The sequence below is a fragment of the Corallococcus interemptor genome (assembly GCF_003668875.1).
GTDB lineage: Bacteria > Myxococcota > Myxococcia > Myxococcales > Myxococcaceae > Corallococcus > Corallococcus interemptor.
The window spans coordinates 93,426-107,624 of sequence record NZ_RAWM01000004.1; the positions used below are offsets into that span (position 1 = coordinate 93,426).

General features: G+C 69.6%; 13 protein-coding genes and 1 pseudogene. 6 read left to right on the forward strand and 8 right to left on the reverse strand.

Annotation, left to right across the window (positions count from 1 at the left end; genetic code table 11):
* Positions 1 to 23: 23 nt before the first annotated feature.
* The 3 genes from dgcN (at position 24) to D7X96_RS02660 (ending at position 3,555) form a co-directional block, all read left to right on the forward strand.
* Positions 24 to 1,037 (forward strand): N-acetyltransferase DgcN, encoded by a 1,014-nt coding sequence (gene dgcN, locus D7X96_RS02650; RefSeq protein ID WP_121768896.1) that lies wholly within the window; start codon positions 24 to 26, stop codon positions 1,035 to 1,037.
* A gap of 57 nt (positions 1,038 to 1,094) precedes the next feature.
* Complete coding sequence (locus D7X96_RS02655) at positions 1,095 to 1,823, forward strand: YebC/PmpR family DNA-binding transcriptional regulator (protein WP_120548648.1); 729 nt, start codon at positions 1,095 to 1,097, stop codon at positions 1,821 to 1,823.
* A 91-nt stretch (positions 1,824 to 1,914) separates the two neighbouring features.
* A complete protein-coding gene (locus D7X96_RS02660) occupies positions 1,915 to 3,555 on the forward strand; it encodes a DUF2339 domain-containing protein (RefSeq protein ID WP_120548647.1) in 1,641 nt (546 codons plus the stop codon).
* A 16-nt stretch (positions 3,556 to 3,571) separates the two neighbouring features.
* On the opposite strand, the gene D7X96_RS02665 is transcribed toward D7X96_RS02660, so the two are convergent.
* Genes D7X96_RS02665 through D7X96_RS02675 form a run of 3 tightly spaced genes read right to left on the reverse strand, consistent with a single transcriptional unit; the run spans position 3,572 to position 5,412 of the window.
* Positions 3,572 to 3,832: a hypothetical protein gene (locus tag D7X96_RS02665; protein WP_121722045.1), complete on the reverse strand. Its 261-nt coding sequence runs from the start codon at positions 3,830 to 3,832 to the stop codon at positions 3,572 to 3,574.
* A complete protein-coding gene (locus D7X96_RS02670) occupies positions 3,829 to 4,182 on the reverse strand; it encodes a hypothetical protein (RefSeq protein WP_120548645.1) in 354 nt (117 codons plus the stop codon). The genes D7X96_RS02665 and D7X96_RS02670 overlap by 4 nt, the downstream gene beginning before the upstream one ends.
* A 54-nt stretch (positions 4,183 to 4,236) precedes the next feature.
* The gene (locus D7X96_RS02675; protein WP_158626535.1) at positions 4,237 to 5,412 is read right to left on the reverse strand and encodes a DNRLRE domain-containing protein; all 1,176 of its coding nucleotides are present in this window, start codon (positions 5,410 to 5,412) and stop codon (positions 4,237 to 4,239) included.
* 207 nt (positions 5,413 to 5,619) lie between these two features.
* Between D7X96_RS02675 and D7X96_RS02685 the strand changes: the two genes are divergently transcribed.
* A complete protein-coding gene (locus D7X96_RS02685) occupies positions 5,620 to 7,233 on the forward strand; it encodes a patatin-like phospholipase family protein (protein WP_244219422.1) in 1,614 nt (537 codons plus the stop codon).
* 48 nt (positions 7,234 to 7,281) lie between these two features.
* Here the strand turns inward: D7X96_RS02685 and sitI6 are convergent, their stop codons facing one another.
* Both sitI6 and D7X96_RS39825 read right to left on the reverse strand, forming a co-directional pair.
* Positions 7,282 to 7,983 carry a SitI6 family double-CXXCG motif immunity protein gene (sitI6, locus tag D7X96_RS02690; protein WP_121768898.1) on the reverse strand — a complete coding sequence of 234 codons (702 nt, stop codon included), beginning with the start codon at positions 7,981 to 7,983 and terminating at the stop codon, positions 7,282 to 7,284.
* Positions 7,983 to 8,306: pseudogene (locus D7X96_RS39825) on the reverse strand (DUF2380 domain-containing protein); the annotation flags it as partial. The pseudogene D7X96_RS39825 and the gene sitI6, both read right to left, overlap by 1 nt.
* Before the next feature lie 260 nt (positions 8,307 to 8,566).
* Here D7X96_RS39825 and D7X96_RS02700 point away from each other — a divergent pair.
* Together D7X96_RS02700 and D7X96_RS02705 are read left to right on the forward strand one after the other, a co-directional pair.
* Positions 8,567 to 8,968: an MGMT family protein gene (locus tag D7X96_RS02700; protein ID WP_120552753.1), complete on the forward strand. Its 402-nt coding sequence runs from the start codon at positions 8,567 to 8,569 to the stop codon at positions 8,966 to 8,968.
* A 121-nt stretch (positions 8,969 to 9,089) separates the two neighbouring features.
* The gene (locus D7X96_RS02705; protein ID WP_120552746.1) at positions 9,090 to 9,635 is read left to right on the forward strand and encodes a M15 family metallopeptidase; all 546 of its coding nucleotides are present in this window, start codon (positions 9,090 to 9,092) and stop codon (positions 9,633 to 9,635) included.
* A gap of 9 nt (positions 9,636 to 9,644) precedes the next feature.
* Here D7X96_RS02705 and D7X96_RS02710 read toward each other — a convergent pair whose 3' ends face one another.
* The 3 genes from D7X96_RS02710 to D7X96_RS02720 form a co-directional block, all read right to left on the reverse strand.
* Positions 9,645 to 11,795 carry a PAS domain-containing sensor histidine kinase gene (locus tag D7X96_RS02710; RefSeq protein ID WP_306449525.1) on the reverse strand — a complete coding sequence of 717 codons (2,151 nt, stop codon included), beginning with the start codon at positions 11,793 to 11,795 and terminating at the stop codon, positions 9,645 to 9,647.
* A gap of 76 nt (positions 11,796 to 11,871) precedes the next feature.
* Positions 11,872 to 13,083 carry an extracellular solute-binding protein gene (locus D7X96_RS02715; protein WP_121768901.1) on the reverse strand — a complete coding sequence of 404 codons (1,212 nt, stop codon included), beginning with the start codon at positions 13,081 to 13,083 and terminating at the stop codon, positions 11,872 to 11,874.
* Positions 13,084 to 13,164: 81 nt separating this feature from the next.
* The gene (locus D7X96_RS02720; protein WP_121768902.1) at positions 13,165 to 14,151 is read right to left on the reverse strand and encodes an alpha/beta fold hydrolase; all 987 of its coding nucleotides are present in this window, start codon (positions 14,149 to 14,151) and stop codon (positions 13,165 to 13,167) included.
* Between the last annotated feature and the right edge of the window lie 48 nt (positions 14,152 to 14,199).

Below are 14,199 nucleotides of genomic sequence, written 5' to 3' on the forward strand. Positions count from 1 at the left end.
TCCGCCGTGCTAAGGCACCGCGCGTGGACATCGACAAGCCCTACCTGCTCTTCCTCGGGGACGTGAAGGATCAGCTCGCGGCCAAGACGGCCCACGGCATCGTGGACTGGCGGCCCGACTGGTGCGTGGGTCAGCTGCGCCTCCCGGGCTGCGTGGCGGACTGTGGGCTGCCGGACATGGACCTCGCCCGGGCGAAGGCGGCGGGCGCGCGCACGCTGGTGGTGGGCGTGGTGAATCCGGGCGGTGTGCTGGCGGACGCGTGGGTGGACACGCTGGTGCGAGCGCTGGAGGCGGGGCTGGACGTGGCCACCGGGCTGCACAAGCGGCTGGCCTCGTTCCCCGCCGTGGCCGCCGCGGCGGCGAAGCACGGGCGCAGGCTGCACGACGTGCGCTTCCCGGACAGGGACTTCGCCACGGGCCAGGGCACGAAGCGGCCCGGCCTGCGCGTGCTCACCGTGGGCACCGACTGCGCGGTGGGCAAGAAGTACACGGCGCTGGCGCTGGAGAAGGAGCTGCGCCAGCGCGGGTGGAAGGTGGACTTCCGGGCCACCGGTCAGACGGGCATCCTCATCTCCGGGCGCGGCGTGGCGCTGGATGCCGTCGTGTCCGACTTCGTCTCCGGCGCGGCGGAGTGGCTGACGCCCGCGAACGACGCGGACCACTGGGACGTCGTGGAGGGCCAGGGCTCGCTGTTCCACCCCTCCTTCGCGGGCGTCACGCTGGGCCTGCTGCACGGCGCGCAGCCGGACGCCTTCATCGTCTGCCACGAGCCCACGCGCACGCGCATGCGCGGCGTCCAGCACCCGCTGCCCTCCATCCAGGACGTCATCGACCGCACGGTGCTGGAGGGACGGCTGACGAACCCGGCCATCCAGTGCACGGGCATCGCCATCAACACCGAACACCTGGGCGAGGACGAAGCGCTGAAGCTGCTGGAGGCCACCGGCCGGGCCCATGGCCTGCCCTGCGTGGACCCCCTGCGCACGGGCGCGGGCCCCCTGGCCGACGCGCTGGCGAGCCGCTACCCGCGCGGGTGACACACCCTTCGTTGAAACCCTCTCCACCGGAGCGGGTCACGGTATATTGAGGAAACCATGGGACGCATTTTCGAGACACGCAAGGCGACGATGTTCGCCCGCTGGAACAAGATGGCGAAGGTCTTCACGCGCATCACGAAGGACATCGTGATCGCGGTGAAGGCGGGCGGGCCGAACATCGAATCGAACCCCGCGCTGCGCCGGGCCGTGCAGAACGCCCGCGCGGCGAACATGCCCAAGACCAACGTGGACGCCGCCATCAAGCGCGCCAGTGGTCAGGACCAGGCCGACTACCAGATCCTCCTCTACGAGGGTTACGCCCCGCACGGCGTGGGCATCCTGGTGGAGGCCGCCACGGACAACGTCACGCGCACGGTGGCCAACGTCCGCTTCCCCTTCACCAAGCTGGGCGGGAGCATGGGCACGGCGGGCAGCGTGTCCCGCCTCTTCGAGCACATGGGCGCCATCCGCCTGGACGCCGAGGGCGTGAACCAGGAGGAGCTGGAGCTGGAGCTCATCGACCACGGCCTGGAGGAGATGGGCGAGACGACCGGCGAGAAGGGCGAGAAGCAGCTGCTCCTGCGCTGCAAGTTCGCCGACTTCGGCAAGCTCATGTCGGCGATTGAAGCCAAGGGCATCGCGCCCGTGTCCACCCAGTCCGAGTACATCCCCCTGCCCGGCACGCTGAAGGAGCTGCCCGAGGAGCAGGCCACGGAGGTGCTCAAGCTGGTGGACATGCTGGAGCAGGACGACGACGTGCAGCACGTCTTCCACAACCTCGCCTGAAGCCACGCCGTCCGGCCCCCGTGCGCACCCTCCGGAGGCCGGCGCCCAGCCGGTGCCGTGATGGAAGCGCGCTGAGGTACGAGGGGAGTCCATGTCGGACGAGGGTGACGGGCAGGACCTGCGGGACACGGTGAAGCGGTTGGAGGCGACGGTCGCGGCCCTGGAGTCGAGGCTCGCGACCCTGGAGGCCCGGGAGGCGCCGCGCCCCGTGGCCTTGCCGGGAGCCGCCGCCATCGCGGCCCCGGTGACCGTGCCCGAGCCGCGACGGGACCTGGAGGCGCACGTCGGTACCTACTGGTTGAGCCGCCTGGGCATCGTGGCGCTCATCATCGGCATCGCGTACCTCATCACGTACCACTTCGGAGAGCTGGGAGTGCTGGCTCGCGTGGGCGCGGGCTACCTGCTCAGCGCGGGGCTGGGCGCGTTCGGGTTGTGGCTGGCGCGGAAGCACCAGCTCTTCGGCCGCATCGTCTTCGGCGGTGGCCTGGCGCTGGCGTACTTCGTCACCTACGCGCTGCACTTCATCCCGGCGGTGCGGGTCATCGACAGCGAGGTGCTGGCGCTGGTGCTGCTGGCGGGGTTCGTGGTGGCCATCGTCACCATCGCGCACCGGATGCAGTCGGAGACCGTCGCGGGCATGGCGCTGTTCCTGGGACTGCACACGGGGATGCTCAGCGACATCACCGCGTTCACGCTGCTGTCCACCACGCTGCTGGCCGCGGGCGCGCTGTTCTTCCTGGTGCGCAACCGCTGGGTCATCGTGCCCCTGTCCAGCCTGGTGGCGGTCTACAGCACGCACGTCGTCTGGGCGGTGCGCACGGGTCACATGGCGCCGGGGGCGCCCGAGCACGACCGGCTCGTGCTGAGCATGGGCTTCCTGTCGCTCTACTTCCTGCTGTTCTCCGTGGCGCTGCTGGTGCGCCCGCGAGATCTGCCCGTGCGCGCGAGCCTCGCGTTCACCCTGCTCAACTGGGTGGGCCTGACGTCGCTGGGCGCGTACGAGGTCTCCCAGGAGCAGGACTCGGGCCTCTTCGGGTTCCTCCTCGTCGTCGCGCTGGCGCACGGCGCGGGAGCGGTGGTGGCGCGGCTCCAGCGCGCGCCCGTGGCGCTGACCCATACGTACCTGGCGCTGACGGCGGTGACGCTCGCGCTGGCCATGCCTGCCCGCTACGACGACGTCGCGCTGGTGGCGGCGTGGACGGTGACGGGGCTCGTCGCGGGCCTGGCCGCGCGCGGGGTGGAGTCGCCGGTGCTGCGAGGCGTGGGCGTGCTCATCCTCTACGTGGCCCTGGGCGCGTGCGAATGGGAGGCGCCCGGACGCGTGACGCTGCTCACCGGACTGGTGGTGGCCTTCGTGCTGGTGGAGCGCGGCGGGACGGTGCGCGTCGCGGGCCTGCCGGAGCCGGAGGCCCGGACGCCCTTCACCGCCATCTGCGCGGTGGGCACGGGGCTGTCGCTGGTGGCGCTGGTGGGCGCGCGGATGCCCGAGGGACTCGTCACGCTGGGTTGGGTCATCGCCGCCTTCCTCCTCTTCGGCGTGGGCTTCGCGGTGCGCGAGCGCTGGTACCGGCTGGCCGCGCTCGCGGTGCTGGGGCTCGCCCTGGGGCGGCTGGTGCTGGTGGACGTGGCGAAGCTGCCGCCGGATCAGCGCGTGCTGACCTTCATCCTGCTGGGCGTCATGCTGCTGCTCGTCTCATACACATACACGCGCCTGCGCGACCGGCGCGGGTGAAGTCAGACAGCGGGCGTCAGTTCTGCTGCCGGTCGATGACCCGGTACTCCTGCCGGTACGACTTGCCTCCACGCTCGAAGAGTTCCACCACGGTGACGCCGTCCTCGGAGAGGAAGAGGCGGTAGTTCGTGTCCCCCGTGGGCGAGCTCAGCCCGTAATTGCCAGAGGGCAGCTTGAAGACCACGCGCGGGGGGCGATCCGGGCAGCAGGCCGTCAGCAGCGAGGAGGCCAGGGCACTCGTCAGCATGCCCGCGAGCACGATGCCGAGCTTCCTCATGGCTGCCTCTGGAGGCTGATGTTCCGGTAGAACTCGCCCGTGCCTTCCGTCGGCGCGGCCTCGAAGAGCGTGGCCTTCGCGAAGTCGCCGGTCGCGCCCGCCTCCGGCCGCACCGCCGTCACGTAGTAGGCGGAGCCAATGGGCCCCGGCCCCTGCGCGGGGATGATGGAGACGCCATCCGCGGTGGCTGACACGAGCTGCATCCGGACGCTCTCGAATTCATCGGCGAGCGGATCACACACATTCCCCTGGAGCTTCGCGCCCGCGAACAGGGGCCAGCCCAGCGCGAGCCCCGCGCAGAAGAGCGCCGTGGAGACGATGTCGCGACGATACGAGGAGGGATTTGGCATGGGAGGAGAGCCTGGCCCAACTCCCATGCGACGCACCATCGGCCCCGGGAACAATTACGGAGGACACGGCCGGTCGAAGTACAGCGTCAGTTTGGGCCGGTAGACGTCCTGGCCGTGGTAGGGCGAGTAGAACTCGACGCCGTCCGACGAGTCGCTGCGCAATCCCAGCTCCAGCCTGAACCCCGTGCCATTCGTGCCCAGCGTTCCGCTGCGACCTCGCACCAGGTCCGTCACGTCCATCAACATGCGGGTGGAGGGAGGCACTTCGCCAAGCTCCGCGATGGGAGTCGGTTCCAGTTGGGGCCTCGTGTTCCAGGTGCGGCTCTGGGGAGTCCAGGTCCCCGGCACCACGTTGTACAGTTTGGGTCCGTGTTTGGTGCCGTCATCGCGTGAGCGCAGGCCCAGCACCGCGCGTTTGATGTCGCGTCCACGCGGGTCGATGATGAAGCTGAGGAAGGTTTCACGCCCCACGTCCGCGTCCACCCACATCGAGGTCTGGCGGGACAGGCGCGAGTCGGGCGAGGACTCGGACACGTAGAACGCCCGGTCCGGGAGGTTGACCTCGTGGCTCTCCACGAGCGTGCCGGGGGTGCAGTTCGAGGGTTCCAGGTTGATGTAGAGGGTGGGCCACAGCGACTCCAGGGTGCTGTTGCGCGACACGAAGCTCGCGCCGTCGGAAGACCCCATTCCCATTCCGAAGCTGTACAAGCCGTCCCCCTGCACCACCTCCGTGGCGTCCAGCTCCACCCAGGACTCGTCCTCGATGGGGAGGGGCGTATGGAGCACCGGGCCGCCGGAATACAGGGGACGGTTGGCCCAGGTGATGGTGGATTCGGTCCAGTCGTTGGACACGGGCCACGCGGCCAGCGTGCCCTCGGAGCCGGTGGTCGCATACACGCGCAGCTTCGCGTTGTTCACCGGGGCGCCCAGTACCCAGGTGTCGAAGAGCAGGAAGGACTCGGCCGCGGGCGAGGCGTCCGCGCGAAGCCGCGTGGTGTCGCCGTAGTTCGTATCCGCCGAGCTCGCGTCCGTCCGAGCATCAGCGCTCGCCCTCGTGTAGGCCGTCCCGCCCGGCGTCGCCGGATGGACCTCCTGCTCCTGGGACATTGGCGCCACCTCCTCGTCCGCGAGCTCCAGCTCGTCCGCCTCTTCCTCCTCCGGCCCACAACCCGTTCCCGCCACCAGCAGGAGCCCCAGCCCCGCCGCGCTTCCCACCGCCTTCAGCGACATACGCACCCCCAGGATGTACCCGCGCGAAGTGCATCCCGTATGCCCATGAAACAACGTCTCGGACGTATCAGCGGGCGACAGTCGCGCGTTTTCCTGGGGAACTCCGGGTGTGTCCCAGGGCAGCCGTCCTCCCAGACAGGGGAAGGCGCCGGACGTGCCGCTGGCCTATGCTCCCGCCATCCTCCCCGCCGCGCCTCGAATCTCCCCATGAGCCAAGACGCCACGCCCCCTGTCTCAGACAAACACGGTCCGCTCGGACCGCTCGCGCTGTGCCTGTCCGGCGGGGGTTACCGCGCCGCGGCGTTCCACCTGGGGACGCTGCGGTTCCTGGACACCGTTGGACTTCTGTCCGATGTCGTGGGGCTGTCCACGGTGTCCGGCGGCACGCTCACCGGCCTGGCCTGGGTGGTGAGCCAGGTGGATGGCAAGCCGTTCAAGGACTTCCACGAGTCGTTCTCCGCGTATCTCTTGCGGACGAATGTGATTGCCGAGGCGCTGACGGGGCTGACCACCAACCGCGACCACGGCAGCCACGCGTGGGCCAGCCTCATCCGGTCCGCCGCGGACGTCTACGCCCGGCCCGACTTCCTGGGCGACCGGCGCTTCGGAGAGGTCCTGGACGCGAAGCAGGTCCAGTTCCAGGAGGCCATCTTCAACACCACCGAGTTCCACACCGGCCTGGACTTCCGCTTCCGGCGCAGCACGAACCCGGGCACCGTCCTGGGCAACAATGGCAACCGGATGCCGCGCCCGGTGGCCAGCCACGCCCGGCTGGCGGACATCGCCGCCGCGTCGTCGTGCTTCCCGGGCGGCTTCGAACCGCTGGTGTTCCCGCAGCAGTTCCACTGGCCCCAGGACTATCCGCTCGACACCGCGCTGGCGGCCCTGGGCCCGGGCTTCCAGAACGGGCTGCCGCTGATGGACGGTGGCATCTACGACAACCAGGGCATCGACAGCCTGTTGCTCGCGTTCAACCGCGCGGATCCGCCGCCCACGCTGGTCATCTGCGACGTCAGCGTCCAGGCCCCGGAGATGTACAACGTCCCGGAGAACCCGACGAAGCGCGGCTGGGTGACGCTGAACGGCGTGTCCTGGATGGCCTACGGCCTCTTCTTCCTCACCCTGCTCACCGCCGGCATCCTCGCGTGGCGCGGATTCGAGACCGCCGTCGAGGGCGCCTGGGCCCCCCGGGACTACTTCCTCTATCTCGTTCCCGGCGTGCTGGCCGCGTCGGTGGCGACGGCGCTGGTCTGGGTGCGCGCCCGCCTGGAGGACGTCATGGGCCTGCTCAAGCGGCAGATGGACCTGGACGTCTGGCCTTCGTTCAAGAAGCTCACGGTGCTGGAGTTCGCGCAGATGCTGGTGCTGCGCGCGACGTCGATGCTGGCGCTGACGTCCCAGGTGTTCATGAAGCGGGTGCGAGGACTCGTGTTCGGCAAGGTGTATGGGGATTCGCGGTTCAAGGACCGGCGCATCTCCAACCTCATCGCCGCGCTCACGGTGGACCGGCCCAACCTCTTCGCGAAGCACCCGTGGCTCAAGCCCGGCGCGCACCTGACGGCCCTTGGCGCCCAGGCGTGTCAGATGCCCACCACGCTCTGGTTCACGAGCAAGACCCAGTTCGTCATCGTGGAGGCCGCGGGCCAGGCCACCATCTGCTACGTGCTGCTGCGCCACCTCATCGAGCACCACGCCGGGCAGTACGAGGCGCCGGGCCAGCCGCTCCATGACCTGTACGAGCGCCTGCGCAAGGAGTGGACGGTGTTCAACCAGCCCGGCTTCCCTCCCATGAGCGAGCAGTCCCAGGCGGCGGTCGTGTAGGCCAATAGGTCGAGCGAGGCTGGCTGTTGGGTCAGCATGGCACCGCCTTCAGCGGACCGGCACCTCGCGGAACTCGACATCGCTGGCGCCCAGCTTGGCCACCACGGCGGCGAAGCGCTCGGACACCACCAGCACCCCCGTTCCCCATATGCGAAACACGTCGGCCGATGGCAGGGTGGCCGCGTCCAGTGTCCATTCGGTGGACAGGTTGAAGCCTCCCGGGTGGCCGCAGACGTCGCAGGACGGGCTGCTCGGCGTCACCGAAGCGTGGTGAGCGCGGCCAACAGGCCGTGCCTCCACCTCGTACATCTGTCCCCCACTCCCCTGGAGTTCTGCCGGCACCAGGTGCAGGCCCTGCAGCTGCAGGCCGAACAGTGCTGCCCGCGCGTCCTCGCGCACGAGCAGCTGCCAGCCAGGCCAGGCCGTCACCGGTCCGAAGTCGCCGGAGGCTGTGCCCCGAAGCGGCCCGAATTCGCCCCCTGGCGTCAGCTCCTGGTCCGCCGCCAAGAAGGGCGCGACCCCGGCTGCCATGCGCCTGTACTCGGCGAGGCTCCTTGGCCAGCACGTCTCCTCGAGCTCCTTCGCAAGCGCTCCCGTCCCGCTCAAGTCCACCGTCGGGTACGCGCCCGAGTCCGCCCAAGTGCCGCACTGCGGACAGTCCACCCCAGGGAGGACCCAGCGATGCTCGGCGTCATAGCGCCCGCTCCACCTCCATGGCCCCTTTGACGCACGCGCCTTGTAGTACCGCATCAGTCCTCCCTCACGGGCTGGGGGCTCAGGTCAACGGTTTGCCAGTACGTCATGGTCAGGCCGAAGAGGCCGTACTTCTGAATCATGGCCGACGCCTGCTCGAAGTACTCCACTTGCCGGGCGCGGTCCCGTTTCAGCTGAAGCCATTCCTCCCACTCTTGATTCCACGGCCCGCCCGCCTCGCCGCGGTGAATCTTGTGATGCAGCTCCGCATCAATGGCGATGACCCACTGATGGACGTCGATGCCCCGGCGCGCGAATCGCTTCTCGAATGCCTGTGGGAAGATGTGGTGGCGCTCCTTCGGGCGCCGCGCCCACTCCTCCGGCGGACCGACGCGCAACCCACCACCACAAGCAGTCCAAGCACCCAACGCATACGGCCTCCCGCGTTGCTGCGTCGCTGGACTGTGAATGCTCCCTGTTTCCCTGGCGTCGCGGAGTCGTCCGCGAGGGCACCGCGGCTTCAGGTCCGCAACACCTGGCGCCGTCTTTCCGTTAGCGCCCCAGGAGCGGATGCCTCGGGTTCTGCGTGCATTGGTGGATGCCATGAGTAGGATTCGGGCAGCCCCCGCCCGGAGCCCCCATGACCTCCCCCACCGACACGCAGGACCCGTACGAGCGCATCTACCGCGTCTGCGAACAGGTGCCGTCCGGGCAGGTGGCGACGTACGGAGACATCGCCACCATCGTCGGCGGCGCCTGCGATGCGCGCACCGTGGGCCATGCAATGGCGGCGCTGGGGTCGCGCGCGGCGACGGTGCCCTGGCAGCGCATCATCAACCGCACGGGAGGCATCAGCACCTCCGGCCACCGTCAGCGTGAGCTGCTGGAGGCAGAGGGCGTCGCCTTCGACGACGCGGGCCACGTCCGCATGGACGCGCATCACTGGAAGGGCCCGAGCGAGGCCTGGGCCCGCGCCCACGGCTTCAGCGTGCTGCCGCCCCGGGACGCACCCGCGCCCTCCGCGCAGCTCACGCTCTTCTAGCGCCCACGGAGCGTCCGGGCGGCCGGGCACGAGGGAACAGCGCTCGCCAGGCCGTCTGCTTTTCACGGCGGAACAAAGACGGCAGCCTCGGGTCCCAGCTCACTCCTTGGACCTCCGACGAATGTCCTCTCCCCTGCTCCGCTGGGGCCTCGTGCTCCTGGTCTGTCTCCTGGCCCCCGTGGGGTTCGCGAAGGAAGTGAAGGTCCGCAAGGCCAAGGCGAAGGGCCCGCGGCTGGTGCGGATCCACAGCGGCCACCGGCTCCATCGGGACGCGGCGGCGGCCTTCGAGCGCATGGCGGCCGAGGCGCGCACGGCGGGTCAGCCCCTGCTCGTCACCAGCGGGTGGCGTTCGTATCAGCAGCAGCGCTTCCTGTGGCGCCGCTACCGCAAGGGGCTGGGGCCCAAGGCGGCGCGGCCGGGCCGCTCCAATCACAACCGTGGGCTCGCGGTGGACCTTGTTGTCGGCAGCGAGGAAGCGTCCCCCACGTATGATTGGCTCGCGGGCAATGCCTGCCGCTTCGGCTTCCGCCGCACCGTGGCCTCGGAGCCGTGGCACTGGGAGTTCCGGCCGAAGAGCACCCTCGCGCCCGACGACGGCGTGGACTGCCTGGGCCGCCCCCTGGACGTCGAGCCCACGCCCGCCGTGGTCCGCCAGGACGCGAGCTAGGCGAAGCCCTCAGTGGGACGGGCGGGGCGGCAGCTCCACGATGAACTTCGCGCCGTGCCCCGGCTCGCTCTCCACGCGGATGCTTCCGCCGTGCGCTTCGATGATCCGCCGCGTGATGAAGAGCCCCAGGCCGAGCCCTCCGTAGTTGCGCGAGGAGGCGCGCTCGAAGCGCTCGAAGATGCGGGCCTGGGATTCGATGGGAATGCCCATGCCGTGGTCCGTCACGATGAGCCGTGCCATTCCGTCGTGGCTCGTCACCTCCATCCGGATGGGGCTCCCCGCGCCGTACTTCATCGCGTTGGTGAGCAGGTTGAGCATGACCTGCTCCATCCGCAGCCGGTCCCAGTGCCCCCACACCGGCTCGCGGCTCACCAGCTCGAACTCGCAGCCCGCCTTGTGGAACTGCTCCGCGACGTGGCCCGCGACGTGACTCGCCACCGCCACCAGGTCCATGTCCTCCAGGCGCAGGTCCAACCGCTTCTCGTTGATGCGGGAGACGTCGAGCAGGTGGTCCGCCAGGTGCGCCAGCCGCTGGAGCTGCTCCTTGAAGACCTCCAGCATCTTCGACATCCGCTCCTTGGACAGGGGGCGCGAGCCCATGAGGTTGGACTCCAGCTGCTGCAGGCGCAGCCGCATGGAGGTCAGCGGGGTCTTCAGCTCATGCGACGCGATGGACAGGAACTCGTCCCGCGCGCGGATGGACTCCTGCGCCGAGCAATAGAGCTGGGCGTTGTCGATGGAGAAGGCCGCCCGACGCCCGAGCTCCTCCATCAGGGCCAGCTCATCCGGCGCGAACGCGCGCCCCGGCTCGGAGGAGAGGAGGTACAGCACCCCCAGCGTGCGGCCTCGCGCCTGGAGCGGCACACCGAGCGAAGGCCGCCCCTGGAGCGACCTCACCTCCGCCCACCGGACCTCCGCCAGTGCCTCGGCGTCCAGCAGCCCCTGTGATGCGTCCGAGGCCTCCGGCCTGCCGGTGGCCAGCACCCGGGACGGACCATGCGGAGCCTCCGGGCGCGGAGGGTGGAGCCGCAGGAACTCCCGCACGCTGGCGCCGCGGGCTGGCGAACGGTCCGCCACCGCCACGGGCCGCAGCACCACGCTGTCCGTCCTCAAGAAGAAGACACACAGGTCCGCCATGAGCGGCACGGCCAGCTTCGCGACGCGCTGGAGCGTCGTCTCCGGATCCAACGACGCCACCAGCTCGCGGCTCGCCTCGGCCAGGAACCGCTGGGACGCCTCCATCCGCTTGCGCTCGGTCACGTCGGTGAGCACCGCGAGCGAGCGGACCATCTGGCCCGCGTCATCCCGCTCCACGATGGCGGACAGGAGGACGTCCATCACCTGCCCGTTCTTCTTCACGACCTGGTACGGCACGTCCCGGGACCAGCCGGTCTTGAAGTACTCGGGGAGGACGACCTCGCGGGCGTACCGCTGGGACTCCGGCGTCAGGAACTCCACCGACTCGCGCCCGAGCACCTCGCCGCGCTCGTAGCCCATCGTGTCCAACCAGTAATCACTGACGCTGATGAGCCGTCCGTGCGTATCAATGGAGTGCATCATCACGGGCGTGCTGTTGTAGAGCGACCGGTACTTCGTGGCGCCCTCCCGCGCCGCGTCCTCGGCCCGCTTGAGGTCGGTGACGTCGCTGACGACGGACACACCGCCGCGCACCCGGCCAATCTCGTCACGGACAGGACTGGAGCTGACGTGCAGCCAGGTCCCCGCCGGCCGCTCTGCGTTGCGCAGGAAGACCGCCGCGCGGCTGATGGATTCGCCTTTCAGGGCCCGGCTCATGGGCAGCTGGTCGGACGGATAGAGCGTGACCTGGTCCGGCAGGTGGAGCCCGTAGTGCGCCGGCCACCGGCTGACGGGCTCGTCGGTGGCTCCCATGCCCAGGATGGACTCCGCCTTCGGGTTGATGAACACCAGGTGCTGGAACTCATCCGCCACCAGCAGCCCCTCACCCATGCTGGCGAGCACGGCATCCAGCAGAAGGCTGTGCCCTGGCGGCGGGGCCCGCTGGGGCTGAGGCGTAGGGCTGTCGTGCAGGCGGTCCATGGAACGCGCGAAGGGGAACGGACTTCTTCCTTCAACGATGGGGGCTCGCCCGCCCATGCGCCAGACACAGCCTCCCGAGGAGCGGAGCGCTGACTCCTCCATCCAGTCGATGCGCGTCCGTGGCTGCCGTTGGGGGCCGAGCGTGAGCCTGCCGCGCCGTTCGCGGCGCTGACGCCCGTCAGTCTCCGAGCGCTTCGAGCAGGGCCGCCCGGAGCGCCTTCCGGTTCTCCGGGAAGCGCTGGTTGGGATAGGGACGCGCGCCGCTCAGGATGTCCGCGTACTGCTGATACATGGGGTCGGAGCGCGCGGGCTCCTGCTGGTAGAAGGCGCGGTTGGCCTGGAGCAGGTAGCGGGGCCGGGTGCCCTGGGGGGCGTCCTTGCTGAACGCGATGAGGCTGCGCGTCTCCGGGGTCTGCATGAACGACGTGAAGGCCCGGGCATCCTCCGCGCACGTCCCGGTGCAGTTCGCGTTGACCACCAGCGCATCCACGAAGACCGCCGGAGCCGAGCCCGCGCCCAGCGGCACGGAGACGACCTCCGGCAGCGGCATCGTGGGCTGGGCCTGGAGGATGTAGAACAGGCGCTCGGTGTAGCCCATGAACCCGTTGGCCTGCTCCTTCGCGAAGGCCTCCTCCGCCACCGTGTTGTCCGCGTAGCTGCCATCCAGACACGGGTTGACGCCCGCCTCCAGCGAGCAGCTGTCGACGACCTCCGAGAGCGCGCTCACCGTCGGCGGATCGAGCGGCAGGGAGATGGCGCTCGCGAGCGCATCCCCCGGGTGCGTATCCAGCCAGGCATCCAGGTACGTGGAAGGCAGCGTCCAGCTGCTGTCGAAGTTCGTCGCCAGCGGGCGCTTGCCGGGAGCCGCCTCGCGGAGGATGCGCACCAGCGAGGTGCTGTCGGTGGCGGACCGGACGGCCGAGGTCCGCGAGTAGACGACGTAGGTGCACAGATAGGTGGGCACGCCGTAGTTCGCGCCGTCAATGCGGACGGCCTCTTCCGCCGCCGGATGCATGACGCCCGGCTCCAGCGTGACGGGCTGGATCCACCCCTTCGCCGCGAGCGAGCCGAGCACCAGCGTGTCCACCTCCACCACCTGGGCGGCCTCGGCCTGCGCGCCCAGGAGCCGGTTGAGCTTTCCGCCGTCGTCCAGATCATAGACATCCTGGTTGAGGTCAAACACGACATCCAGGTCGATGTCCGGATGGGCCTGCTCGAAGTCCGCCTCCAATCGCTGCTCCAGGCTGGCGAAGCTGTCTCCCGCGGAGTCGGGGATGTATGGGAACAGGACTGCCTTCAGCGGACGCCTGGGCGTGGGGTCAGGGTCGGTGGAATCCGAGCACGCACTCAGGACCAGGACGGCGGGGCAGATCAGGGCTTTCCAACTCATGACGGGGACCTCTCCAGGAAGGGACGCCCGCGGGTGCGCGAGCGATCTGGCGAGGAATGATTACCCGGCAATCCGAGAGCATCAAAGGAAGGCACGCATGGCGGAGACGACCTCCGCCTGCCGCGTGAGCCAGAGGTAGTGCCCCGCGCCCGGGAGCGTCACGACCTTCCAGTTCGGCAGGCTCCTGAGCAGCGCGTCCTGGGCGGCCTCGTGCTGACGCAGCTCCGGAAGGAAGGCCCGGGCCCGCTCGCGCAGGTCCGCGGGGACGCCCTCCGACTGGGACAGGAACTCCACCCACCCCGCGAACGCCTGCTCATCGGAGATGGCCAGCACGGGGCATTGAATCTTCGCGTAGTCCGGGAGGGCCGAGCCCCGGATGGCCTGCTCCGTGGCCTCCGGCTGGCGGTGGTAGCGCAGGTACGCGCCGGTCGCGGCGTCGAACTCGTACGCGTGATCAATCTCGTGCGGTGGGAACGGTCCGCCCAGGTCGCGCGCCAGCAGCGCCGTCACCGCCTCACGTGACGGCTGCCCGTCGAGCACGGTGAACGGCAGCGGCGGCAGCGGACCGGGCTTCAGGAACGCGGCGATCTCCCCCTTGTTGTCCGTGGCGTCCAGGAAGATGAGCCCCTCCACGCGCTCCGGATGGTTCAACCCCATCCAGTTCAGCTCATCCCCCGCGAGCGAGTGCCCCGCGAGCGTCGCCTTCGCGAGCCCCAGTCCCTCCATCGCTGCCAGCACGTCGTGCCCCAGCGTCGCGCTGTCGTAGCCGGTCGCTGGCCAGCTCGAAGCGCCGAAGCCGCGCCGGGTGAACGCATAGACGTGGTGCGTGGCGGTGAACTCCGGCGCCAGCACGTCGAAGACATGGGCCGTGCTCCCCAGGCCCGGCAGGAACACCAGCGCCGGCCCCTTGCCACCGTAGTCGAGCACCTCCAGCTCGACCTCCGGAGCCACCCGCACCCGCTTCACCTGGTGCAGCGGATCCTCCGTGCCTCCAGGAGGCGATGACGGCGTGGTCGCACAAGCCGAAAGCAACAGCACCCAAGACAGACGGAGCCAGGAGATTCGCATGGGCGGAAACCTTTGCACGGCCGGCCACGACAACGAAACTGCCTCAAA